Origin of the sequence: Catenulispora pinistramenti, from assembly GCF_018274385.1 — a bacterium.
In the GTDB taxonomy this organism is placed as follows: domain Bacteria; phylum Actinomycetota; class Actinomycetes; order Streptomycetales; family Catenulisporaceae; genus Catenulispora; species Catenulispora pinistramenti.
The window spans coordinates 30,465-54,688 of record NZ_JAAFYZ010000012.1 but is presented as its reverse complement, the minus strand read 5'-3'; the positions used below and the strand labels follow the sequence as shown (position 1 = coordinate 54,688).

Below are 24,224 nucleotides of genomic sequence, written 5' to 3'. Positions count from 1 at the left end.
GTATAGACCCGTATTCACTCGAGCGCGCGCCACACCCGAATTGGGCGTAAAGACTCGCGGAACAGCGCAGAACAGCCGTTGTGGACTTGCAGGCTACAGACTAGAGACTCGATCTCTGAGCTCAGGGCCGCTCGGGCCAGATTGTAACGCTGCTGTTGTGGAGGGCCGTAGCCGCTCCGCGGGCTTTGGGACGGGCCGAACGGGGGTGCGAGTCGGGGTTGAAGGCCGCAAACCGGCCGCGCCATCGGCTGACCACCGAACCGGCCCGAGACCCGTGGCTGTCGCCGACCCCGTCCCCTCACTAAAGTGTGTCGACCGCCAACACGTGCGACCAGGGGGAGGGGCGCCCAGGTGGAGCGCACCATGCTGAACCGCCGCAGGCTCCTGTCGAGTCTCGGCCTAGTGGGGGTGGTGGCCGCCGTCCCCGTCGCGTGTGCCGCGCGCTCCAGTGGTCGGGCGCGGCATCAGGTGCTCGGGGCCGGCCATGCCGCGTCGATCCTGCAGATCGTCGCGCATCAGGACGACGACGTGCAGTTCATGAATCCGGATCTGGCTGTCGCGCTGGCCGCCGGGGTTCCCACGACCACGGTGTACCTGACCGCGGGTGAGGGGATGGGGGCCTTCGACCACAGCCGTTCGCGGACGCAGTTCGCCTCGGATCGGCAGGACGCGGCGCGGGCGGCGTACGGGCAGATGCTCGGTGTCGCCGGGGCGTGGAACCGGCAGGCGGTCACGTTGCCGGGCGGACAGGTCGCGGAGTTGGCGACGCCGCCGGGGGTCGGCCATGTCCGATTGTGGTTCCTGAACCTGCCGGACGGGGACGACACCGCGGCGGTACCGGACATCGCCGGTGTCCCGCGGGGCATGGCGTTGAGCGGGCTGCTGCTCGGCCAGCGGTCGGACGTCCCGACGATCGTGCCGGACACCGGGCCGGTCACCGCTTCGTATCGGCACACCAAGCAGTCGCTGCTGGCCGCGCTGACCGGGTTCCTGGACGAGTACCAGCCGACGGTGCTGCGCGCCCAGGACCCGATGTTCGTCGAGCAGCGCTGGCGCGGGGCGACCAACGTCGGCGGCGATCACCCGGACCACATCGCCGCGGGGCGGTGGGCCGATCTGGCCCTCCGGCAGTATCTGGCCGCCAAGCCGGCATCCCAGGCCCCGGCATCGCAGCCGGCACCACCATCGAGGGCGTCCCGGCCGCCGGCGGCGGCACAGACATCGCAGGCCCAGCCCTGCCGCCTGGCCGTCGTGAACTACGTCGGCTACGGCATGACCGGCCTGGCCCCGAACCTGTCCCCGCCCCAGGTCAAGTCCAAAACCGCCGCCTTCCAGGCCTACTGCGCCCACGACACCGACCTCCGCCACTTCGCCGACGCCTACGCCCCCTACCAACACCGCCGCTACCACCGCTGGACCCCGGGCAGCCTGCGCGCCCTGCCCACCGGCACCGGCGTCACCGTCTTCGGCGTCGCGGACCAGCAAGTCGTGCAGTGGACGTGCACCGACATCACCCAAGCCTGGTCCGGCCCCTTCCCGCTGGGCGGCACCGGGGTCCGCGCGCTGGACGCCGTCACCCAGCTCGACGGCCGCATCCGTCTGTTCGCGCTCCAAGTCGACGCCATGGCCGGGGTCAGCGGGATCGTCACCAGCGTCCAGGACTCCCCCGGCGGCGGGTTCGGGCCCTGGTCCGACCCGCAGAACCCGTTGCCCACCGCCGGGGGCGCGGTCTCGGCCGCGATCCTGCACGGCGACGCGCTCGGCCAGCCGACCGCGGTCGCGACCGCGGACGGCCAGGTCCATCTGTTCGTCCGGGGCGCCGACGCGATGGTGTATGTACGGACCCTGATCGCGAACGGCCGCACCTGGCTGCCGTGGGGCCGGCTCGAAGGGCGGTTCGCGCTGGACGGCATCAGCGCGGTCGTCGGGACCGACGGCCTGGCCCAGGTCTACGCCACGGCGATGGTCGAGCCCGCGGACCGCAGAGAGCCCGCGGCGGCCCGGTTGTTCCGCTGGGTCCAGCTGGCCGTCGGCGCCGCGCCGGCCCCCGACGCCTGGTTCCCGGCGTACCAGAGCGCCGGTGCCCCGGTCGCGGTGCTCGATCAGGACGGGACGCCGCGTGTGCTGTACCAATTCCCGGACACCGCCGGGACCGGGATGCTCACCAGCGATCCGGACGGCACCTGGGGCCCGGCCCAGCAGTTGGCCGCGACCGGCGGCTCCGGTCCGATCGCCGCGCTCGCCGCGCCGGCCGTGGCCGGGGCCCGGCTGCACGTCGCGGTCGGCACCCAGAGCTTCGGGATCGGCGTCTTCCAGCAGGGGATCGACGCCTCGTTCCCCGCGACCTGGCAGGACCTGGGAGGCTGCTGGCCGGGTCCGCCCGCGCTGGCCGCCGATCTGTCCGGCCGGGTCATGATCGCCGGGCTGGGGCTCGACGGCCGCCTGGCCGTGGCCTGCCAGCCGCGTCCTGGGCCGGGGATCGCGTATTCGGGGTTCCGTTCAGTGGGGAGCTGACGGGACCGACTCCAACAGGGGGGATCCACATGGCGGATCTGACCGCCGACGGCGGTATCGCAGAACCCGCACAACCCGCGGAATCCAACGACACAGCAGAGGCAGCAGAACCCGCACCAGCCCGGCTGGCCGCGATCGCGACACGGATCACCGCCGGCCGGCTCTCGATCGCGGTCCTGTCCGCCGCCCTGGCGGCCTTCGCCTTGCTCGCCTACCACCGGCGCTGGATCACCGACGACGGCCTGATCACCGTCCGCACCGTCCGGCAGCTGCTGGCCGCCCACGGCCCGGTGTTCAACCAGTTCGAGCGGACCGAAGCCGACACCAGCACGCTGTGGACCTACCTGCTCGCGCTGGTCGGCTGGATCGCCGGCGGGGACGTGGCCCGCACCGCGGTCTGGCTCGGGCTGGTCCTGTCCGTGGCCGGGGCCGGACTCGCACTGTTCACCACCCGGCGCTTCCAGCTCCGCCTCGGCGGTCCCGACGGCCCGCGACTGGTGTTGCCGCTGGGTTTCCTGGTGCTCCTGGTGGTCTCGCCGTTCTGGGACTTCGCGACCTCCGGCCTGGAGACCGGGCTGGAGACCGCCTGGATCGCAGGACTCTGGTTCATGATCACCCGCGTCGGGCCGGACTCCGGGCGGCGCTCGCTGATCGGCGCCGCGATGCTGATGGGCCTGGGTCCGCTGGTCCGTCCGGACTTCGCGCTGATCACCGTGGTCTTCGCCGTGGGACTGTGGTTGGTTCTCCGACCGGGCTGGCGCAGGACCCTGATGCTGTGCGCGGCCGGCGTCGCACTGCCGCTGGCCTACGAGATCTTCCGCGCCGGCTACTACGCGACGCTGGTGCCGATGCCGGCGCTGGCCAAGTCGGCGTCCAGCTCGCAGTGGACCCGCGGCCTGCAGTACTTCGAATGGTTCTTCGGCGGCTATCTGATCTATGTGCCGCTGCTGGTGATCGCGATCCTGCTGGGCAAGCTCCTGGGCCGGGACGTGAGCGGAGCCGACCGGGTCCGGATCTTCACCCCGATCGCCGCCGGTGTGTTCCAGGCCTGCTATGTGGTCAAGGTCGGCGGCGACTTCATGTTGGCGCGGATGTGCCTGCCGGCCGTGCTCCTGGTGCTGTTGCCAGTGCTCTGCGTTCCCGTGGGGCGCTCACTGGCGCCGTACGCGGCCCTGGTCACGGCCTGGTCCGTGCTCTGCCTGGTCACCACCCACCACCAGCCGTACCAGGTGGGCCAGAGCAGCCTGTTTGCGGGCGACGAACGCGCGAGCTACCAGCAGTTCACCCACAACCACAACCCGGACAGCAGCGCTGCCTATGTCGCCGAACAAAGCCTGATCCTCGCGGCGGTCCAGGAATCCGACAGCTCTGGCAGGACCCTGATCCTGCTGGACGCGGCCGGGACCGCGCCGCTGGCCCCGGGCCTGCCGTTCCGGCACGCGGTGGAGGCCGGCCGGCTCGGCTCGGTCGGCGCCGCGATCTCGCTGGACGACCAGGTGGTGGACTTCCTCGGGCTGGCCAACCCGATCGGCTCGCGGATCACGGTGACCGCCCCGGGACTGACCGGGCACGAGAAGTCGCTGCCGACGGCGTGGGTGCTGGCCGCGTTCGGCGACCCGGCGTATGTGGACAGCCAGATCGTCGCGAATCAGGAGGTGCTGCCCGCGGCGACGCCGGAGATGGTGCGCGCGGCCCGGCACGCGATGTCCTGCGGGGCGTTGAAGCGGGCGCTCGACGACGCACGCGAGCCGATGTCGTTCGGCCGGTTCCTCGGCAATCTGGGCGACTCGTTCGGCAACACCACGCTGGTGATCCCGGCCGATCCGTTCGCCGCCGAGAAGAAGTTCTGCGGCCCGGGCGTGGGCCGGCGCCGCGAGTAAAAGCCCTGCCAGAGGGAAGGAACGACAGTGAGACCCGCGTGATGCGGGTCTCACCAGTTCCATCGGCTCACTCGAACCTCAGGACTTCCCCCGAGGCGCGGAGAGCGGCGTTCGTCACATGGGTCGCACTGGACACACCACACCCCTCTGACGTGCCGGCGTCGCCGGCCACGGGTCTTCTAGTACAGACCCTTGCGCTGCTTGTCGCGCAGCTTCTTCCGGCGGTAGGCCGGAATCTCCATCATGACCTTGTGGTATCCCCAGTACAGCGCGCCGACGACAGCGGCGGCGATGACCAGGGTCACGATGCCGTGCAGGATGAAGCCCACGATCGCGCTGATGATCCAGAAACTGACCACGATGCCCGCGATCGGTAGTGCGACCCATTTGAGCCAGAAGGGCATTGCGACCCCACCTTGTCCTTGTCGTTTTCTCCAGAACCGAAGGTCCTGTACCACTCAACGTCGTGGCTGATGGTTCTAGTTCCCAGGTAACCACGCGATATGTCGCGTTGGCAAGCTACTAAGGCCGCCGGTTCCGTCCCGTCCGGACCGGGCCGGGCGGGCGCTGGGACGGATGAGGCGGGTGGTGCTAGTGGTACGACAGATGTTTTTGAGGATGTTGAGATACCCGGTGCCGATGTTGCTCAAAGTACTGATGTGTGGACAGTGCACTGATGTGCGTGCCCGCGCGGCCCGCTCCCCAAGCGTCCGGACACGAAAAAAGACCCCTGCAATCCTTCGGGCCCGGCGCTTTCGCGCCGGGCCCTACTAGCAGGGATCTTGCCGATTGTCGCCGCGCCTGAGCCGGGTGGCTCAGCGTGCGGTCTTCTTGGCCGTCTTCTTGGCGGTCTTCTTCGCGGCCGCCTTCTTCACGGTCTTCTTGGCCGCCGCCTTCTTGGCCGGGGCGGCCTTGGCCGCCGCGGTCTTCTTGGCCGGGGCCTTCTTCGCCGTCGTCTTGGCCGTGGTCCGCACCGCCCGCTTCACCGCCGGCTTCGGGGCGACCTCCTCCTTGGTGAAGGGGGCACGCGCCTGGTCCAGCAGCTTGGCGAACGTCGCCTGGTCCTTGACGGCCATGGTGCCGGCCAGTGTCTTCTCGACAGCCAGCACCTCCTTGTCCGCCTTGGCCAGGATCCGCTTGCCGGCCGTGGTGATCGTGGTCTCCATCGCCCGACCCTGGCCGGGCACCGAGCGACGCTCGATGTAGCCCTTGAGGGTCAGGTTTCCCAGGACCGTGGTCATCGTCTGGGGAGTGACCAGGCATCGCCGAGCCAACTCCGCGCCGCTGATGCCGGGCTCGTCATTAATGACGAGCAAGGCCGTGTACTGGGGGACCGTCACGCCCATCGGCCGAAGCACGGCGTCCTTGGCCCCGCTGAGTTCCTGTTCGAGGCTCTTGACCTTGTGGCCGAGCCGCTGTTCCACCGCAGTCATGGTGTGAGCATATCCGGCAAAACCCTTCATGAACCAATTCAGGGCCGTTCGTGGGATACCGACCCTGATAGCCAGGCGTGAAACCAGCCTTCTGCATCCGCCGATCAGGCGACATCAGTGGACGATGACGGATTCCAGTCAACGTCTCTCTTGCCAGAGTACGGGTACACGCGAATGTGCGGAGCATCCGTGGTCGATTTCTTAGAAAGCTGTGACCTCGGCAAGCCCACGAGTCCTCCTGAAGTCCTCCTTGCGCCACAGTGAGCGCACCGAAGAACGCGGAGGGTGTCCGAGCGGGCCGGACGATGTGTGCTTTCATCTTCCGTTCTTGATGAAGATCGGCTCCGTGTCAACCCCTCGACTGTCGATATCGGACCGTGCGAGCATGCCGCCGTGAAGAAGCTGCTCCTGAAGATCGGTATCAATGGCGTCGCCCTGTGGGTCACGACCCTGGTGGTGTCCGGGGTGAAGATCGTGGTCGATCCGAACGCCCCGGACGCCACCAAGCAGAAAGTGATCACCGTGCTGATCGTGGCGATCGTCTTCGCCGCGGTGAACACGCTGGTGAAGCCACTGGTGCAGATCGCCACGTTCGGGTTGTTCATCCTCACCCTGGGCTTGATCACCTTCGTGATCAACGCACTCATGCTGTTGCTCACCTCGAAGATCTGCGACCACTACCACGTGCGCTTCCACGTGGACGGCATCGGTTCGGCGCTGATCGGCGCGCTGGTGATCAGCGTGGTCTCGATCGCCCTGCACGCGATGCTCCCGGACGACGTCAAGCGCTGAGAAACCGGCGGGGCCTGCCGCAAACAGTGGTGGCGGGCTACGTCCAACGGCGCCACCTGCGGCTACGATCGCCATATGGCGAGTACTGTCGCGGACCGCGTGGCCGCCCTGCTGAACAGGGCCGTGCTCGGCGTGGCCGCAGTCGGAGGCGGCTCCTTCGGGAAGACGTACCGCATACAGTTCTTCAGCGGCGGGGCGGCGTTCGTCAAGACGCTGGAGCACGCGGAGAAGGTGGCAGGTCCGGGGTACTTCGACGCCGAGGCGGCCGGGCTGCGCTGGTTGCGGGAGGCGGTCGCCGCCGACGGGGCCTCCGGCGGTGTACGGGTACCCGAAGTGCTGGGTGTGGCCGAGGACATCCTGGTGACGTCGTGGATCGCGCCCGGGCGGCCGACGCCCGACGGCGCCGAGGAGTTCGGCCGGCGGCTGGCCTCCCTGCACGCGCGCGGCGCCCACGGCTTCGGCGCCGACTGGCCGGGCTACATCGCGGTCCTCCCCTTGGACAACGGCGGCGACGACGACTGGGCCACCTTCTACGTCGAGCGCCGGGTGCTCCCCTACGTGCGCCTGGCCCGCGACCGCGGCCACCTGGACGCCGAGGGCGCACAGGTGATCGAGGAGGTGTGCACCCGCATCGACTTCCTCGCCGGCGAGGAGGAGCGGCCCTCGCGGATCCACGGCGACGCCTGGAGCGGAAACATCTTGTGGGACGGCCGGGGCGAGGGCTGGTTCATCGACCCGGCGGCGCACGGCGGCCACCGCGAGACCGACCTGGCGATGCTGGCGCTGTTCCCGCCCCCGTATCTGGACCGGATCATCGCGGCCTACGACGAGGTGCACCCGCTGGCCGACGGCTGGCAGGAGCGGGTGCCGTTGCACCAGCTGCACCCGCTGCTGGTGCACGCGGCGCTGTACGGATCCGACTATGGGACGCGTGCGGCGTCCGTGGCCCGGGAACTGGCCGAGCGGCTGCGCTGACCTGGACCCGGCCGCCACGGTTATGAGGGTCCGTTCTCAACAGTCTCAGGCGTCTCAGCCGTCGCGTTTTCGGGTTCTGGGGCCGCTGGCGGGATCCCCGGCTCGGCCGGGAAGGGCTCTGGGACGGCCGTACCGCGCCTGCGGGCGCCGAACAGGCACCCGAGACCGCAGAGCAGCAGCAACGGCGCCAGGACCTCGCCCCAGGGCCGTACGGCCGCTGACAGGGTGCGCACGGTGACCCCGCCGGCCGTGGAACCGAGCGCGACCCCGATCTCGTAGTCGCGGAACCAGCCGCCGGGCAGCGAGACCTCGTACACCAGTGATCTGCGTCCGCCCGGCGCCAGGGCGCCGCCGGTCCAGGTCACCGGATACCGTCCGACCTGCGCACCGCCGCGCGACAGTGTCAGCGTGACGCCGGGATCAGGGGCCGGACCGCCGCCGAGGTCGGCGAAGGTCAGCGTGACGCGCGCCGAGCCGTCCGCTCCGAGCTGGGTCAGGAACGGGGAGTCGGGGACGGCGGTGGCGTCCGTCAGCTGCGCCGTCCCGGCCACGGCCGGTGCCGCCTGCGGCAGGTAGCGCAGGCCTGGGATGCTGATCGGGACGTCTACAGGATCCGCGGCGGTACCCGCGTAGGGCGCCGCATGCACAGTGCACGGGCACGGCGTCGGCGGCTCCACCACCGGCAGGGTCTGGTGGAAGCCGCCGTGGACGTCCGCCGTCGCGTCCACCGCCGCCGCGATGGCGCAGGAGTTCGACGATCCCCCGATCCCGCATATCTCGACCTGTAGCTGCGTCCCTATAGGGAACCCACTCCCGGTCACCCCGATGTGGTCCCCCAGCTTCGCCGTGTCCTGGGACAACGCCAGGGTGGGACCGTCAGCGGTCGCATGAGCCGCCGCAGACCCGGCGCAGAGGACGGCCAGGAGTACCACCACGGCGGCTGCGGTCAGCCTGCGCATCAGGGTGCCGCGGCCTTCGTCGGCTCGGGCCGGACGCGGACCCGCACCGGGCCCTTCCGGCGCCGCCAGAACACCAGCCCCACCAGGACCGCGAGCCCCGCGAGCACGAGGACCAGCAGCGTGAGCCACGGAATCAGCACCAGCGACAGGGCCGCCGCTGATGTCACCGGAGCAGAAGCGGAGTCGTCCGTGACGGCGAGATGCAGAGTGCCGATCTCAAAGGGCGGCATGTTCTTCCACGACTGGGAAAAATGGATGCTCTGTCCCGGCAGGATCTGTGGAAGCTGAACCGTCCGGTCTATCAGCGTCCCGAAGATTCCCGTCGCACGGAGATGCGCTTTAGGGGACTCCAGCAAGTTGCCGCTATTAGTGACCGTCGCAGTAACCGTCCCGTCACTGTCACTCACATAGGCCGGGAATGACGCAGAACCCGAGACTTTCAGATCCGTGACCGTCAGCCCGCCGAGCGCGGGGCCGTCGACATGCACATAGAGTCGGGCCGCGACCACACGTTTGATACCGACCCGGATGTCGCCCTGCTGCTGCACGCTCTCCACGGCGGTATCCATCCCTGAGACGCCGCCGACATGGTCGCCCGGGGAGGCGTTCGCGGGAATCGCTATAGAGATCGGCACAACAGTGGACGTCCGCGCCGGGACGGTAATCGTGGGGAACGCGGCGCGCACCCACGAGCCGACGCCGGTCATCGGGTAGCCGTGGTCCCGCAGCGCGAACTGGCCGTCCCCGGGGGTGTTGTAGCCGTCGGCGCCGTAGACGTAGTACGTCATCGGGTGGGAGGTGTAATTCGACAGAGCGAGGCCGTCCTGCAGTGTCGTACCGGGGCGGCCCTCCAGGATGAAGTACTGGCGCGCGCCGGCCGGCGAACCCGGCTTCGGCGCGGGCTGTACCGACCAGGATCCGCTGTCCGCCTCAGCGGTTCCGCTCCCGGAACCGACGGAGACGCCGACAAGTAGCGTCGCGGCCAAGAACACCGCCACAGCACGGGCCCGTAGACCACGACGGACCACCGCGTTCTCTCTACTGCTCTCCACAACGATCTCCTCGGCAAACGGGCCGGTGTGGTACTCATGGCTGTGGCTTTCCGGTGGGGCGAATGGACCTCGCCCCACCGGAAAGCCCCTTGCTCCCCATCAGATCGGCGCTGCGCGCGTTACTGCAGGGTGATGGTCACCGTGCCGGTGTAGGTGCCCTGCAGGAGATACGCGGGGACCGACAGGTTCAGCCCGGCGTCGACGAGGAAGTCCCCGCCGGTGACGGTCGGCGGGTTGGTCCCGCCCGCCGCCTGCGAGCACAGGGTGATCGCCGTGGTGGGACTCAACGCACCGCCGGAGCCGGCTGTCGGGGTCGACGGATACGGCGTCGTCCCGGCCGGGTTTCCGGCGCATTTCAGAGCGCTCGCCGAGACGTCGCCGGCCGGGATCGGCGCGGCGCCGGAGTTGGCGTACGGGCCGCCGGTGAGCGCCAGATCGGACATGGTCGCGTTCAGGACCCAGCCGTCGGTGGTGCCGCGGAAGTCCTGGACCTCGACCTGTTGGAGCGACCCGGCCTGGTTGTGCGCGGTGCCGTCCAGGGTCACGCCCGGGAACGTCACCGCCCCGGTGTTCTCCTTCAGCTGCAACGGACCGCCGCTGACGGTCACGTTGGCGCTCTGCGGCACCGAGCATGTACCGGTCGCGGAGACCGGCGCACCGGCCGCGTCCGCGGTACAGGCGTTACCGGCGAAGGTGAAAGCCGCCGCCGCGCGCAACGTCGTGCTCGGCGCGCCGCCGACCAGTTCCGCGGCCCCGATGGCGGCGATCGCGGTGCCCGGCACCGTGTAGCTGCCGGACAGGTGGCCGGAGGCGTCCGCGGTCAGCGTCGTGCTGCTGCCGACCGGGTTGGAGGACGCGTCCACGCCGCTGACGGCCACGGTCGCGCCGGGATCCCAGTTACCGCCGGACAGACCGACCACGGTGCCCGGGCCGCCGGACGACGGCGACGCGCTCAGCGTCGGCGCGCCCAACACGGTGACCGCGGTGGGGACCGCTCCACTCGTGCTCCCTGTGAGCACCAGGGAACCGGCACCTGTTGCCGCCGCGGCCGGAACCGCGAGGGAACCGGAGACGGCGCCGCCGGCCGGGACGGTGATCGCCGTTCCGGTGGTCGCGGTGCCCGCGCTGTCCTTGAACGACGGGGTGACGGTCTCCCCGGCGATCCAGCCCGCGCCGGTGAAGCCGACCGTGCCGCCGGGCCGCACGTACGCGCTGCCCACGGACGCCGAGGCGTTGGTCGCGGTGACGGTGGCCGCCGCGCTCGCGCCGCTGGCCGCGCACTGGATCACGATGCCGAACTGCGCCACGTCCTGCTCGTTGTTCCCGGGCGTGAACGTGTAGGTGCCGGCGGTCGTGGGGGTGAAGGTGGCGGTGAAGTCCGGGATCTGGAACGTCCCGCCGGTGGCGACCGGGGCCGGCGGGAACGCCGCCGAAGGCCCGGCCGAAAGGGTGGTACTGGCCGCCCCGCCGACCACGATCGCCGCCTTGGCGGTGGCCGCGTCGGCGATCGGAATGCCGGGCGAGGGTGCCGTGGACAGCGAGTAGTGCCAGGTGATGGTCACCGGCGACCCGACGGCGACGGAAGCCGCCGACGGGGTCAGGGTCACCTGGCTGCTGTAGTCCGGCGGCGGCGCCGCGAGCGCCGGGTTGCTGCTGGTGCAGCTCCCGAAGTCCACGGTCGTCGTACCGGCCGAGGCGGCGGGGGCCAGGGCGGTCACGGTGGCCAAGGCCACCGCGAGCGTCCCGGCCAGAGCCATGGCCCGGCCGGATCTGGTTCGGTGTCGATCTCTGAACCCTTGTCTCACGAGTGGTGCCCTCTCTTTGAGGGGGTGACAAACCCACGGGCCGGCGGCCCGCAGGGTGGGTTGTCGTACACCGGTTCTGATGGAGTGTCAGATATTCACCGACAGCTCGGTCGCGAAGTCAATACACACGTTCGAGCGCTCGCGCCGCCGCCGCGACACGCCAGGGCAGATGGATCAGGGTTCTTAGAGCAGGGTTCTTAGAACATGCGCGGATTGGCGGCCGGTCCGGCTCAGGCGACACAGCCGCCGCGGCGCACGGAAAACTCGCCGGGGCTGGTTCTCCGAGGCCGCTCAGCCCGCCCGGCCGCCGATTCGCGCAAGCGCTTCGGCTCAGCCGTGGTTTCCGGGCCGGCGCCGGGTGGCGTACAGACCGGTGCCGCCCAGGACCGCCGCGAGCACCGCGCCGCCGAACAGCCAGCGGCCGTCGAAGCCGGTGTGCGGCAGCTCGCCGGCGGTCGAGGAACTGGTCGGGGCGGGCGTCGATCCGGTGTCGCCCGCCGTCGAGGAGCCCTCGGTGCCGGCGGCCGACGTCGAGGAGGACGAGGTGCCCGAGGAGCCCGAGGACGACTTCGAACCCGACGCCGACGAAGTACCCGTGCTGCTGGAGGAGTGCGAGCTGCTGGACGGGGAGGAGCTGGTGCCGCCGCCGGAGCCCGGAGCCACGGTGATCGTGGCCGCCGGACCGGACGCAGAGGCCTTACAGGCCACGACCAGGCTGAACTGCGTGATGTCCTGCTCGTTGTCGCCGGGGGTCAGCGTGTAGGTCCCGGCCGCGGTCGGCGTGAACGTCGCGGTCATATCAGGGATCTGGAACGTCCCGCCGGTGGCGACCGGGGCCGGCGGGAAGTTCGCCGACGAGCCGGTGCTGATGGTCGAGCTCGCCGCGCCGCCGATCACGATCTTCGCCTTCGCGGAGGCCACGTTCGCCAGCGGGATGCCGGGCGGGGGCGCGGTGGAGGTCGAGTAGTGCCAGGTGATCGTGATCGCCTTGCCCACCTGGAACGAAGAACCCTGCGGGGTCAGCGTCACCTGCGAGGTGTAGTCCGGCGGCGGCGGGGTGAGCGCGGTGTTGCTGCTGGTACAGCTGCCGTAGCCGACGCTCACGGTGCCCGCGCTGGCGGTCGGCGCGAACACCGCCAGCGATACCGCGGCGGCCGTCACCGCGCCCCCGAACGCGGTCGCGCGCCAGGTCGCGCGCTTGATAAGGATCTGATGACCACTCATGGATGCCTCCTGACATCGAACGGCAGATCGAAGAGGTGCCTAGGCATTGACGGAGGAATCTGACGAAGTGTCAATAGTCATCTGCGAGCAGTCACCGAGATCAAGTGGCCGGTCACGATCATCCGCTGGGTGGAGGACCACCAGGGATTGCAGGTCGTCAGGGTGATGAGACGCTGGGTCGGCGGTACTCCGGGCTTGCCCGGCACCGGATCCACGACACCGAGATCGGTGGGCTGCACGATCACCGGGTCCGTGTCGATCTGGTAGGTGTACGTGGCGGCCTCGGTGTCGACGTAGACCAGATCGCCGGCCCGGATCTCGTCCAGGTGCCGGAACGGCTCGCCGTGCGTCTTGCGGTGCCCGGCCACGGCGAAGTTGCCGATCTGGCCGGGCAGCGCGGTGCCGGGGTAGTGGCCGGTCGCGCGGTTCAGGATGTCCAGGCCGACCCCCTCCAGCACCGGGACCCCGGTGTCGCCGAAGCTGGAACCCAGGCGCGGGATGCGCAGGATCGCGACGTCGTCACCGTTGCGCAGCGGCTGCGGCGGCGGCAGCACCACCGGGGCGGACTGGCCGTGCGGCGCCGGGGCGGCCGGGCTCGCCGGCGCGGTGGCCGACCACTGCCGCTGCATCGAGCTGACTTCGTGGTTCATCGCGTCCCGGCCGAGCACGTTCGTGTAATAGAGCTGATACACCATGAACAGCACCAGCAACACCGAGAACGTGACCAGCAGTTCGCCGGTCGTCCGCACCGTCACACGCACAATCGCCCCTGCTCTCGCCATAGTGGCGCAGAGTAGGGGCGACTGCGTGAAATGCGAAGAGTCGTTCGAGCCCGGATGGACTCTTCCGGCTCCGGACCCGTTGCCGGACCCACTGCCTCAGAAGGCTTAGAAGGCCTCCTCCGGCACGTCCATCAGCGAGTTGTCCGTGGCCTCGACGATGGCGCGCTGCGCGGCCAGCAGCGGCAGGGTGTTGCGCAGGAAGAACTGCGCCGCCGCGATCTTGCCGGTGTAGAACGCCTCGTCCCGGCCGGCCGCACCGTCGGCCAGCGCCTCTTGCGCGACCGTGGCGCCGCGCAGCAGCAGCCAGGAGACGATGACGTCGCCGAGCGCGAACAGGAAGCGCACGGTGTTCTGCGCCACCACGTACAGCTGCTTGGGGTCCGACAGGGACTCGCCGGCCTTGTCCAGCATCGCCTTGAGCATCGCGCCGACCTCGCCCTGCGCGGCGGCCAGCAGCTGGCGCTCGCGGGCCAGGTCCGCACCGCCGGGGCTGCCGGCCAGGAACTTGGTGATCTCCTCGTTCAGGGTGTTGATGGCGACCCCGCCGTCCTTCACGACCTTGCGGAAGAGCAGGTCCAGGGACTGGATCGCGGTGGTGCCCTCGTAGAGCGAGTCGATCTTGGCGTCGCGGATGTACTGCTCCAGCGGGTACTCCTGCAGGAAGCCGGAGCCGCCGAAGATCTGCAGGGCCTGCGCCAGCTGCTCGTAGGACTTCTCCGAGCCGTAGCCCTTCACGATCGGCAGCAGCAGGTCGTTCATCCGCTCGGCGTGCTTGTCCTCCACCCCGGCGGCGCGGGCCTGCTCGATCGCGTCCTGGAAGGTCGCGGTGTAGAGCACCAGCGAGCGCATGCCCTCGACGTAGGCCTTCTGCGTCATCAGCGAGCGGCGCACGTCCGGGTGGTGGGTGATGGTGACGCGCGGCGCGTCCTTGCCCGGGGCGGTCAGGTCCGAGCCCTGCACGCGCTGCTTGGCGTACTCCAGCGCGTTCAGGTAGCCGGTGGACAGCGTGGAGATGGCCTTGGTGCCGACCATCATGCGCGCGAACTCGATGATGTTGAACATCTGCGCGATGCCGTTGTGCACCTCGCCGAGCAGCCAGCCCTTGGCCGGGACACCGGCCTGGCCGAAGGTGACCTCGCAGGTGGTGGAGGCCTTCAGGCCCATCTTGTGCTCGACGTTGGTGACGAAGGCGCCGTTGCGCTCGCCGAGCTCACCGCTGTCCCAGTCGAAGTCGAACTTCGGCACGATGAACAGCGACAGGCCCTTGGTGCCGGGGCCGGCGCCCTCGGGGCGGGCCAGCACCAGGTGGATGATGTTGTCGCTGAGGTCGTGCTCACCGGAGGTGATGAACCGCTTCACGCCCTCGATGTGCCAGGTGCCGTCCGGCTGCTGGATCGCCTTGGTGCGGCCGGCGCCCACGTCGGAGCCGGCATCCGGCTCGGTGAGCACCATGGTGGAGCCCCACTGGCCCTCGACCATCTGCCGGGCGACCTTGCGCTGCTCCTCGGTGCCCAGGTTCCAGACCACGGTCGCGAAGTCGGCGCCGGAGGAGTACATCCAGATCGCCGGGTTCGCACCCAGCACCAGCTCGGCCACCGACCAGCGCAGGGTGCGCGGGGTCGGGGTGCCGCCGAGCTCGACCGGCAGGCCCAGGCGCCACCACTCGGCGTCCATGAACTGCTTGTAGGAGCGCTTGAAGCTCTCCGGCAGGGTGGCGGAGTTGGTCTCCGGGTCGAAGATCGGCGGGTTGCGGTCGGAGTCGAGCAGGCTCGGCGCCAGCTCCTCCACCGCCAGCCGCTCGACCTCGGCCAGGATCGACTTGGCGGTGTCGACGTCCATGTCGGCGTACTCGCCGGTCCCGTACACCTCGCCGCGGCCGAACACCTCGAAGAGGTTGAACTCGATGTCGCGCAGGTTCGACTTGTAGTGGCTCATCGCCGTTGGCTCCCATGATCCCGGACCGGCTCAGGGTTTACGTTCCGGTCGTACTGAAGAGTAATAAGCTCTCTCCAAGGATGCTACCCACCGGTAACTAGCCGCAAGCCCGGACCTCCCCCGATCTCGGCGCCGGGGCGGTGAGGTGGATCACGCGAGCGCGGTGCACCGGAGCGTAAGCGCCGGGTAGGCTCTCATGACGTGTACGGCTATCCCCAGGAGCCCCCACCGTCCCAGGTGGCCAACGCCGCGTTGAGCGACGCCATCCGGGCCTTCACCGGCGGCGTGATGGGCCCCGAGGACTTCTACACGGTATTCAACAGCGCGAAGATCTACTGCCCGCGCGGCGAGCAACCGGGGTTCCTGGCCCTGCACGACACCCCGGAGCCGGTGATCCCGATGTTCAGCTCGCTGGAGGAACTGCGGGCTTACTCGGGGGAGGAGTCCCGGTACTTCACGGTGACCGGGGGCGAGGTGCTGGACCTGCTGCCGACCGGGTACGGGATCGTGCTGGACATCGAGGGGGAGCATCGGATCGTCTTCGATGCGAAGGCTATTGAGCAGATGACCGCTTATGCGATGCAGCGGTTGTACGGGGCGTGACCGCCTGACCGGACGTCAGGACCAGGCTTTCCAGTCGGCGGTGTCGACAGTCAGCCCGAACCGCTCGGGCAGGACGATCGGGGCGCCCAGGTCCCACGCGATAGCAGCCTCGTATCGGGACGCGGAAGGGTTCGGCTCCGAGTAGAGGATCGCTCGCGAAACGCGCGGGTCACAGTCCACCAGCAGGTAGAACTCGACACCGGCAGCGGCGTAGTCGGCCCACTTGGTCTTGATGCGGTTCCCGTTCTTCTGGCGGTGCTGGGGACCCGGCTCGCGATCGTGGTCGGCGTTGGACGGCGAGGTGACCTCAACTGCCATCGTCATGTCGTTTGGGCCGATGATCACCAAGCCGGCCTCAGCCACTTCGTCACTGCGCGCCTTGTCCACGATCGCCACATCGGGGATCCAGCCCCTGGACTCCTGTTCTCCGACGCCGGTACCGACAATCGCTTCCCACGGGAACCCCGGGTCCATGTCAGCGGCTAGCGCGAACGCGTTGGCGATACGCGTGGCGATCCTGTTGTGAGCGAAACGCGGTGCAGGCGACACGACGATGTCCCCCTCGATGATCTCGACGCGAAAGCCCTCCGGCAGGCCGAGATGATCCTCGAGCTCGCCGCTGACCCACATCGCAAACGGCGAGTCCGGGAGCGGGGGATACTCCACAAAAGCGATGCTCACGGGAGACCAACCTTCTGAAGGAACTCGATCTGACTCCATATGTTCAGCGTAGCCAGTCGGGCATCGCAGGCGAATGTACTTCAATCACCTGTTCGGCCTAATGCCCTGGTCAGCGTCCGAAGCGCAGGAATTCCAGCAGGTCCGCGGGCTTCATCTTGCGCGCGCGGGCGAACTCGCCGTCGGCGGAGTCGAAGCGGATCTTGCCCTCGGGGTTGAGGACCGACAGGGACGGGATGCCGCCGGCTATGGGGTGGTTGAAGTCGGCGTCGATGTCGTTGTTCTGGTCGCGTTGGCCCCGGTCAGTGCCGACGCTGACGGTGACCAGGTGGTACTTGCGCTGGAGGAGTTCGGCGACTTCGGGGTCGTGGGTCCAGTCCTCGAAGGCGGTGCAGTCCGGGCACCAGCGGGCGCCGAGGGCCAGGAGGATGTCCTTGCCGTCGGCGGCGGCCGCCGTGCGGGCCGCTGCCAGGTCGGCGTGGGGGTCGCGGGACGGGTCGAACAGCTCCGGCTCCATGGTCACAAGGTAGCCGGGTCGAAGTCGGCGGGGGAACCCGTGGCCGCCAGTTCGCCGCGGCGCAGGACGTGGACGCGGTCGGCCAGGGCGAGGGCCTCGCGGGGGTCGGGTTCGGCGAGGACTACCGCGCGGTCGGGGTGTGCGGCGGCGAGAGCAGCGAGGACGTCGTAGAGGCGGGTGGCCAGGACCGGGGCGAGGCCGTGCGAGAGCTCGTCGACAAGGAGCAGTCGCCAGGGCGCGAGCAGGGCGCGGGACAGGGCCAGCATCTGTTGTTCGCCGCCGGACAGCAGCGTGACGCGGCGACGCGACAGAGTCCTGAGATCGGGGAACGCGTCGAGGGCGGGTGTGAGCTCGCGGCCCGCGGCGAACAGGTCCAGGTTCTCGCGGACGGTCAGAGTGCGGAAGACGCCGCCCTCGTCGGGGATCAGCATCACGCCGGCGTCGGCGCGGCGGCGGACCGGGGCGCGGGTGATGTCAGAGCCCTGCCAGTGGATCCGGCCGGAGGACGCGCGCAGGTAGCCGGCGACCGCGCGCAGGAGCGTCGACTTGCCGGCGCCGTTGCGGCCCAGGACGGCCGTCACCTCGCCCTGCGCGAAGGTGAGGCTGACACCGTGCAGGGCCTCAAGCGGGCCGTAGCGGACGCGCAGCGCGTCGAGGACGAGCATCAAGACTCACCGATATAGATTTCGCGGGCCAAGTCGGAGGCGAACACCTCGTCAGGGGTGCCGGAGAGCAGTACACGGCCGGCCACCATGAGGTACGCACGATCGGCGACGGCGGTGACGAAGCGAATGTCGTGCTCCACAAGGAGAATCGCCAGGCCGTCGGCGGCGAGGGCGCGCAGGACCTCGGCCAGGCGCACGATCTGGTGGTCGTCCAGGCCGGAGGCGGGCTCGTCCAGCAGCAGTGCGGTGGGCTCGGCGGCCAGCGCGCGGCCGAGTTCGACCAGGCGCATGGTGCCGGTGGGGAGCGAGCCGGCGGAGACGTCGGCAAGCGCGGTCAGGCCGAGGCGTTCGAGGACGGCGCCGGTGACGGCACGGACGGCGGCGCGGCGGGGGTCGGGAAGGCCCAGGAGTCCGGACAGGAGCGGACGGCCGCTACGGTTCTCGGCGCCGACGCGGATGTTCTCAGCCACGGTGAGGCCGGCGAACAGTTCGATGCGTTGGAAGGTCCAGGCGACGCCGGCACGGGCCCGGGCGTGTGGTGGCAGGCCGCTGAGAAGGACGGCCGGACGATCCGGTTGAGGAGCCAGCGTCACCGTCCCGGCATCGGCCGCGTCCAGGCCCGTGACGCAGTGGAACAACGTCGTCTTCCCCGCGCCGTTCGGCCCGATCAGCGCCGTGACCGCGCCGGCCGGCACGTCCAGATCCACGTCGTCGACCGCCGTCACGCCGCCGAACCGGCGTCGCAATCCTCTGATCCGCACCCCCCTGAACCGGGGCCCGCCGCTCATGACACCGGCCGTTCCCGCGCCCGCGCGGCCGCCGCACGCGCCACCGCACGCCCGGCCGGACTCAGCCGCCTGGTCAGCGGACGCTCGACCGGCCGCACCGCCCAGTCCCCCGCCCGCCGCACCGCCGCGCCGATCCCGCCGGGGAACCGCCCCAACAGCACCGCGCCGATCCCGATCAGCAGGCTCGACACCCCCGACACCGTCCCGACGTCCACCGCCACCAGCGCCGCGGCCCCGACCACCGCGCCCAGCGCCGAGTCCACGCCCCACACCGCGACCGCCGCGAACCACACCAGGCCCTGCACCGGGTCGAAGTCGGTGGGGTTGAACGCCTGCGCCGCCGACGTCGTCAACGCACCGCCGAGCCCGGCCAGGCCCGCCGCGCAGGCGAACACGAACACCTTCATCCGCCGCACGTCGATGCCCGCGGACACGGCCGCCGTCTCCGAGTCGCGCATCGCCACCAACGCGCGCCCCATCGGCCCGGTGTGCAGGGAGCGGACCAGCAGCAGCGCGAGGAGCAGGCAGGCGAGTTCGAGGGCGTAGAACCAGTGGTCGTCGGTGAAGCCGCGCGGGCGGGAGACCACCAGGGCGCCGACGAACACCGGTTGCGCGAACACGAAGCGCGCGACCACGGCGGCCGTGGCGAAGGTCGTCAACGCCAAGTAGAGCCCACGCCGATGGATGGCGGGGTAACCGGTGAGCCAGCCCAGGGGGACCACCAACAGTGGGCCGAGGAACAGCGCCAGCAGCCACGGCACCCCGGCTCCGGCCAGCTTCGCCATGAACAGCGCCCCGAGCCCGGCGTATCCGGCCTGACCCAACGAGATCTGGCCCGCGTACCCGGTGGCGACCACCAACGACACGAAGACCACGGCCAGTGCCGGGACGGCCAGCGAGGCCCGCAGATCCGCCGGGTCGAAGAACAGCGGCAGCGCCAGCACCAAGGACAGCGCACCGAGTGGCAGCCTGCTGATGTGATCGACGCGGGACGTGCGGCGCGCGCCCTGGCGATGCAGTCCCCCGCCGGCCGCACCGGAATCCCGGATCCCCAAGCGGGGCACCACCATCAGTGCCGCGAACAGCACCAACACGAACAGGTTCGTGTGGAACGCGTCCACCAAGCCCTGCCACCGCGCCGCCGGATGCACCGCCGTCAGCTCGGTCTGCCCGATCCCGATCGCCAGCGCCGCCACCACCGCGATCGGCAGGGACGTCAGCCGGGCCAGCACCGCGACGCCCATCGTCTCCAGCACGGTCAGCGTCAGGCTGTACGGGTCCAGGTGGTAGATCGGCGCCCAGAGCACGCCCGCGACCCCCGCCAGGAACGAGCCGAACGCCCAGCCCCCGGCGGCGAGCCGGTCGGCGGGGACCAGCGCGGAGGCCAGATCCCGGTCGTCGACCACGGCCCGCACCATCAGCCCGACCCGCGTGGCCCGCAGCAGGAACGTCAGCAGCACCGCGATCAACGCGACGACGCAGAGTTCGACGATGGTGGCGTAGGGGAGGGTCAACGACCCCGGCAGCCGCACCGATCCGGCGGGCAGCAACGACGGCGCGTCGACGTAGGAGCGCCCGCCCCACAACAGGAAGACCAGCCCGAGCTGGAGGACCAGCACGCCGAGCGTCGCCACCAGCAACCCGGACGCGCCGCTGCGCCGCAACGGCCGGTACACGAACCGTTCCAGCACCAGACCGACCCCCGGCGCCACGATCCCCAGCACCAGCAAGGCCGCCACGGCCAGCGGCAGGTGCCACACCCGCACGCACTGCCACATGACATAGGCGCAGAACACCGCGTTGGATCCGAAGGCGATGTTGAACACGCCGGTCACCCGGTAGGTGGCGAGCAACCCGACAGCGGCCAGCGCCGCCACACACCCGATCGCCAGTCCGTTGAGCGCGAGACCGGCGTAGAACATCGCGCCTACTCCTCGGATCCGGTCGGCTCGGGCTCCATCGGCTCAGGCTCGGTCGGCTCGGTCGCGGCCGGGTCAGGATCGGTCGCGGCCGGGTCCTCGTCCACGGCCTCGGTCAGCAGCGCGTGCAGTTCGGCTATCTTCCGCGCCGTATCAGGGTCCGTAGTACCGGAGACCGCCAAGACGAAACCGCAGACAACCAACACCGCGCCGGGTAGCGAAGCAGAGGCCAGATACGGCAGCTGCTTGCCCGCGATCGCCTCGCCGGAGATCAGATACCAGCCCACGACCAGCAACAACACCCCGACGAACGCCAGCGCCGCGCCGAGGGCCGCCCGGCTCCGCCGGTCAAGATCGTCGAGGCGGGACATCTTCACCACACCTCCCGGCGGCGACGAATGAGGCTCGTGTGTCTGTGGACCCTTACTGGAGATGATGGTATGTCAGGTGGAAGAGGCCGGGAATACTCTTCAGGAGCGTGATCCTCCGTGACATCTCGACACACAAGGCTCATCCGAACCGGCACCACCCTCGCCGTCGCGGCACTACTCGCCGCCGGCTGTTCGTCCAGCAAATCCTCGCCGTCGGCGGGCAGCGGCGGCACGTCCGCCGGCAACTCGGCCAGTATGAGCTCGACCACCGGCAGCAGTTCCAGCAGTTCCAGTAGTTCCAGTAGTTCCAGCAGTGCGCCGGCCGGCGGCCAGCCCAGCGACCCCGCGGCCGCGACCCAGCAGGTCAAGGACGCGTACAACAAGTTCTTCGACAACACCATCAGCACCGCGACCAAGGCCTCCATGGTCCAGAACGCGGCGCAGGTCCAGGCGCTGCTCACGGCGCTGGCCGCGGCGGCCGGCGGCGAGAAGTCGTCGATCCAGGTCAACACCGTGACCTTCGACAGCCCCACGCACGCCAACGTCGACTTCGCGATCCTGCTCAACGGCCAGCCGGCGCTGCCGCACGCCAGCGGCGACGCGGTCTACGACGCGTCCTCGGGCAACTGGCAGGTCTCCGACACCACGCTGTGCAAGCTCGCCGGGATCGCGCCGGGTGTCAGCCCCGCCGCGATGAAGGCCGCCGGATGTAGCTGACGCTTCCGCCGGCTGTACCGGGGACGCCGCCCGGCGGTATCGACAGTACGGTCCGGGCGACGTCCGACAATGGTCCCGGGCCGGCCGGAATCACTTGTGGTGCTGTGGAAAAACGGCGCGGCTACTCCGCCTCGGCCGCCCGTGCCGCCGCCGCGGCGGTGCTGTGCGCACTCAGATATCGCCACAGCACCTCCAGCGCGACGCAGGCCACCGCCGCGATCACCAACCCGGTCGTCCACTGGTACCAGGGACCGAAGTGCAGGTCGAAGAAGTGCCGACCGTAGGGGACCGCGACGCAGAGCACGAACAACAAGGCCATCGAGGCGATGAGCACGATCTTCCACCACACGATCGGCCGCGCCACCAACTGCACGATGTACAGGCTGCACGCGAACAGCGACACCATCGCAGTGGTCTGAGCCTCCCCCAACGTGTCCGACTCCCCGCGCGCCACCCAGTACGCGACGAACACCTCGATCCCGGCCACCAGGCCCGCCGGGATCGCGAAGCGCAGCACCCGGCGCACGAAGCCGGGCCTGGCGCGCTCGTAGTTGGGCGCCAGGGCCAGGAAGAAGGCCGGGATGCCGATGGTCAGCGCGGCGATCAGGGTGGTGTGCCGGGGCAGGAAGGGGTATTCGAGCTGGAAGACGCCGACCAGGATCACCAGCACGAAGGAGTAGACCGACTTCACCAGGAACAGATTCGCGACCCGCTCGATGTTGCCGATCACCCGGCGGCCCTCGGCGACCACCTCCGGCAGGGTGGCGAACCGGTCGTCCAGCAGCACGATCTGGGCGACCGCCTTGGTGGCCCCGGCGCCGGAGCCCATCGCGACGCCGATGTCGGCGTCCTTCAGGGCCAGCACGTCGTTCACGCCGTCGCCGGTCATCGCGACCGTGTGGCCGCGCGATTGCAGCGCCTTCACCATCTCCCGCTTCTGCTGCGGGGTGACCCGGCCGAACACCGAGTGCGCGGCGACGTCTTCGGCGAAGGCGTCGGCGTTGGCCTGGCCCTCGGGCAGCGTGCGGGCGTCCATCGGATCGGCGGCGCCGGGCAGCTTCAGCGAGGCCGCGACCGCGCCGACCGAGACCGCGTTGTCGCCGGAGATCACCTTCAGCGCGACGTTCTGCTTCTCGAAGTAGTCCAGCGTGGAGCGGGCGTCGGAGCGGATGCGCTGGCGCAGGGTGATCAGCGCGACCGGGGCGATCGAGCCGTCGACCACGGCGTCCACCGGCCCGTCGGCCCGGGCCAGCATCAGGACCCGCAAGCCGGTGGCGCCCAGCTTCTCCGCCTCGTCGGCGGCCGGGGTGCCGCGGCCCAGGACGTCCGGCGCGCCGAGCAGCCAGCTGCCCTTGCCGTCGGCGAACGTGACCCCGGACCACTTGCGGGCCGAGGAGAACGGCGCGATCTGCGCCGGGGTCCAGCCGGCGACCGGATCGGGGAACCGCTCGATCACCGCCTGCATCGTGGCGTTCGGCCGTTCCTCGGCCGCTCCCAGGGCGGCCAGCACCGTCGGCACGTCCGCGCCCGCGCCGGCCGCGCCCGGCAGCTCCTGGATCTCGTCGAAGGCCATGCCGCCCTCGGTCAGCGTCCCGGTCTTGTCCAGGCACACGGTGTCCACCCGGGCCAGGCCCTCGATCGCCGGCAGCTCCTGCACCAGGCAGTTCTTCTGGCCCAGCCGGATCACCCCGACCGCGAACGCCACCGAGGTCAGCAGCACCAGGCCCTCCGGGACCATCGGCACCAGCCCGGCGATGCTGCGGCTGATCCCGGACTTGACCCCGCCGGCCCGGTGCAGCTGGGTCACCACCTGCAGGATCCCGGCCGGGATCATCAGCCAGGTCATGTACTTCAGGATGTTGTTGATGCCGGAGCGCAGCTCGGAGTTGACCAGGGTGAACTTCTGCGCCTCCTCGGCCAGCTTGGCGGCGTAGGCCTCGTGCCCGACCTTGGTGGCCTCGAAGGCCCCGCTGCCGGCCACCACGAACGAGCCGGACATCACCGCGTCCCGGCCGTGCTTGAGCACCGAGTCGGACTCGCCGGTGAGCAGCGACTCGTCCACTTCCAGGGCGTCGGCGCGCACCACCTTGCCGTCCACCACCACGCGGTCGCCGGGGCCGAGCACGATCACATCGCCCAGCACGATCTGCCCGGCCTCGATCTCCTGCTCGGCACCGTCGCGCAGGACCCGGGGCCGGGCCTCGCCGACCACGGCCAGCGAGTCCAGGGTCTGCTTGGCCCGCCACTCCTGCAGGATGCCGATCGCGGAGTTGGCGACGATGACGAAGCCGAACAGCGCGTCCTGGATCGGCCCGACCGCCAGCTCGATCACGAACAGCGCGCCGATGATGGCGTTGAACGGCGTGAGCACGTTCGAACGCACGATCTCGGACATCGAACGCGAGGTCCTGGCCGGGACATCGTTCACCTCACCGGCCGCCACCCGCTGCGCGACCTGGGCTGACGTGAGGCCGGAGAGCGGCTCGGTCACGGCTGTCCCAGGATGCGTCATGCGTCCCATCACAACCTGAACCACCAGTTGGCCGCAAATCGGAGAATCTGTCCGGGGCGGAATGACGATTTCTGTCTACGTATCGTCGCCGGATAAGAGCACG

General features: G+C 69.9%; 21 protein-coding genes. 6 read left to right on the top strand and 15 right to left on the bottom strand.

What is annotated here, in order from left to right:
- Positions 1-351: 351 nt before the first annotated feature.
- A complete protein-coding gene (locus KGQ19_RS05700) occupies positions 352-2,514 on the top strand; it encodes a PIG-L family deacetylase (protein ID WP_212008004.1) in 2,163 nt (720 codons plus the stop codon).
- Positions 2,515-2,543: 29 nt separating this feature from the next.
- A complete protein-coding gene (locus KGQ19_RS05695) occupies positions 2,544-4,394 on the top strand; it encodes an arabinofuranosyltransferase AftB family protein (protein WP_212008003.1) in 1,851 nt (616 codons plus the stop codon).
- A 179-nt stretch (positions 4,395-4,573) separates the two neighbouring features.
- On the opposite strand, the gene KGQ19_RS05690 is transcribed toward KGQ19_RS05695, so the two are convergent.
- Positions 4,574-4,798 (bottom strand): DUF5326 family protein, encoded by a 225-nt coding sequence (locus KGQ19_RS05690; protein WP_194894198.1) that lies wholly within the window; start codon positions 4,796-4,798, stop codon positions 4,574-4,576.
- A gap of 411 nt (positions 4,799-5,209) precedes the next feature.
- Complete coding sequence (locus KGQ19_RS05685; RefSeq protein ID WP_212008002.1) at positions 5,210-5,827, bottom strand: MarR family winged helix-turn-helix transcriptional regulator; 618 nt, start codon at positions 5,825-5,827, stop codon at positions 5,210-5,212.
- A gap of 393 nt (positions 5,828-6,220) precedes the next feature.
- Between KGQ19_RS05685 and KGQ19_RS05680 the strand changes: the two genes are divergently transcribed.
- Together KGQ19_RS05680 and KGQ19_RS05675 are read left to right on the top strand one after the other, a co-directional pair.
- Positions 6,221-6,619: a phage holin family protein gene (locus KGQ19_RS05680; RefSeq protein ID WP_212008001.1), complete on the top strand. Its 399-nt coding sequence runs from the start codon at positions 6,221-6,223 to the stop codon at positions 6,617-6,619.
- 75 nt (positions 6,620-6,694) lie between these two features.
- Positions 6,695-7,594, top strand: coding sequence for a fructosamine kinase family protein (locus KGQ19_RS05675; protein ID WP_194894200.1), 900 nt, complete (start codon positions 6,695-6,697; stop codon positions 7,592-7,594).
- Positions 7,595-7,614: 20 nt separating this feature from the next.
- Here the strand turns inward: KGQ19_RS05675 and KGQ19_RS05670 are convergent, their stop codons facing one another.
- From KGQ19_RS05670 to KGQ19_RS05645, 6 genes are all read right to left on the bottom strand, one after another.
- Positions 7,615-8,553, bottom strand: coding sequence for a hypothetical protein (locus KGQ19_RS05670; protein ID WP_212008000.1), 939 nt, complete (start codon positions 8,551-8,553; stop codon positions 7,615-7,617).
- Positions 8,553-9,605 (bottom strand): hypothetical protein, encoded by a 1,053-nt coding sequence (locus KGQ19_RS05665; RefSeq protein ID WP_212007999.1) that lies wholly within the window; start codon positions 9,603-9,605, stop codon positions 8,553-8,555. The genes KGQ19_RS05670 and KGQ19_RS05665 overlap by 1 nt, the downstream gene beginning before the upstream one ends.
- Before the next feature lie 119 nt (positions 9,606-9,724).
- Positions 9,725-11,362: a hypothetical protein gene (locus tag KGQ19_RS05660; protein WP_212007998.1), complete on the bottom strand. Its 1,638-nt coding sequence runs from the start codon at positions 11,360-11,362 to the stop codon at positions 9,725-9,727.
- Positions 11,363-11,740: 378 nt separating this feature from the next.
- Entirely contained in the window at positions 11,741-12,634 is an 894-nt protein-coding gene (locus KGQ19_RS05655) for a hypothetical protein (RefSeq protein ID WP_212007997.1), read from the bottom strand.
- A gap of 77 nt (positions 12,635-12,711) precedes the next feature.
- Entirely contained in the window at positions 12,712-13,416 is a 705-nt protein-coding gene (locus tag KGQ19_RS05650; protein ID WP_212007996.1) for a class E sortase, read from the bottom strand.
- A gap of 105 nt (positions 13,417-13,521) precedes the next feature.
- A complete protein-coding gene (locus KGQ19_RS05645) occupies positions 13,522-15,351 on the bottom strand; it encodes an acyl-CoA dehydrogenase (RefSeq protein ID WP_212007995.1) in 1,830 nt (609 codons plus the stop codon).
- Between the two features lie 201 nt (positions 15,352-15,552).
- Between KGQ19_RS05645 and KGQ19_RS05640 the strand changes: the two genes are divergently transcribed.
- Entirely contained in the window at positions 15,553-15,954 is a 402-nt protein-coding gene (locus tag KGQ19_RS05640) for an SseB family protein (protein WP_194899327.1), read from the top strand.
- 15 nt (positions 15,955-15,969) lie between these two features.
- On the opposite strand, the gene KGQ19_RS05635 is transcribed toward KGQ19_RS05640, so the two are convergent.
- The 6 genes from KGQ19_RS05635 to KGQ19_RS05610 form a co-directional block, all read right to left on the bottom strand.
- A complete protein-coding gene (locus KGQ19_RS05635) occupies positions 15,970-16,635 on the bottom strand; it encodes a Uma2 family endonuclease (RefSeq protein WP_212007994.1) in 666 nt (221 codons plus the stop codon).
- A 109-nt stretch (positions 16,636-16,744) separates the two neighbouring features.
- On the bottom strand, positions 16,745-17,149 hold the full coding sequence (locus tag KGQ19_RS05630) for a thioredoxin family protein (RefSeq protein WP_212007993.1): 405 nt from the start codon (positions 17,147-17,149) through the stop codon (positions 16,745-16,747).
- Between the two features lie 2 nt (positions 17,150-17,151).
- Complete coding sequence (locus KGQ19_RS05625; protein ID WP_212007992.1) at positions 17,152-17,814, bottom strand: ABC transporter ATP-binding protein; 663 nt, start codon at positions 17,812-17,814, stop codon at positions 17,152-17,154.
- Positions 17,814-18,539: an ABC transporter ATP-binding protein gene (locus tag KGQ19_RS05620; RefSeq protein ID WP_307856349.1), complete on the bottom strand. Its 726-nt coding sequence runs from the start codon at positions 18,537-18,539 to the stop codon at positions 17,814-17,816. The genes KGQ19_RS05625 and KGQ19_RS05620 overlap by 1 nt, the downstream gene beginning before the upstream one ends.
- A gap of 59 nt (positions 18,540-18,598) precedes the next feature.
- Positions 18,599-20,524 carry a branched-chain amino acid ABC transporter permease gene (locus KGQ19_RS05615; RefSeq protein WP_212007990.1) on the bottom strand — a complete coding sequence of 642 codons (1,926 nt, stop codon included), beginning with the start codon at positions 20,522-20,524 and terminating at the stop codon, positions 18,599-18,601.
- A gap of 5 nt (positions 20,525-20,529) precedes the next feature.
- Positions 20,530-20,892: a hypothetical protein gene (locus tag KGQ19_RS05610; RefSeq protein WP_212007989.1), complete on the bottom strand. Its 363-nt coding sequence runs from the start codon at positions 20,890-20,892 to the stop codon at positions 20,530-20,532.
- Between the two features lie 117 nt (positions 20,893-21,009).
- Between KGQ19_RS05610 and KGQ19_RS05605 the strand changes: the two genes are divergently transcribed.
- Positions 21,010-21,609 (top strand): MTB12 C-terminal domain-containing protein, encoded by a 600-nt coding sequence (locus tag KGQ19_RS05605; protein WP_212007988.1) that lies wholly within the window; start codon positions 21,010-21,012, stop codon positions 21,607-21,609.
- A 121-nt stretch (positions 21,610-21,730) separates the two neighbouring features.
- Here the strand turns inward: KGQ19_RS05605 and KGQ19_RS05600 are convergent, their stop codons facing one another.
- Positions 21,731-24,121, bottom strand: coding sequence for an HAD-IC family P-type ATPase (locus tag KGQ19_RS05600; RefSeq protein ID WP_212007987.1), 2,391 nt, complete (start codon positions 24,119-24,121; stop codon positions 21,731-21,733).
- Positions 24,122-24,224: the final 103 nt, after the last annotated feature.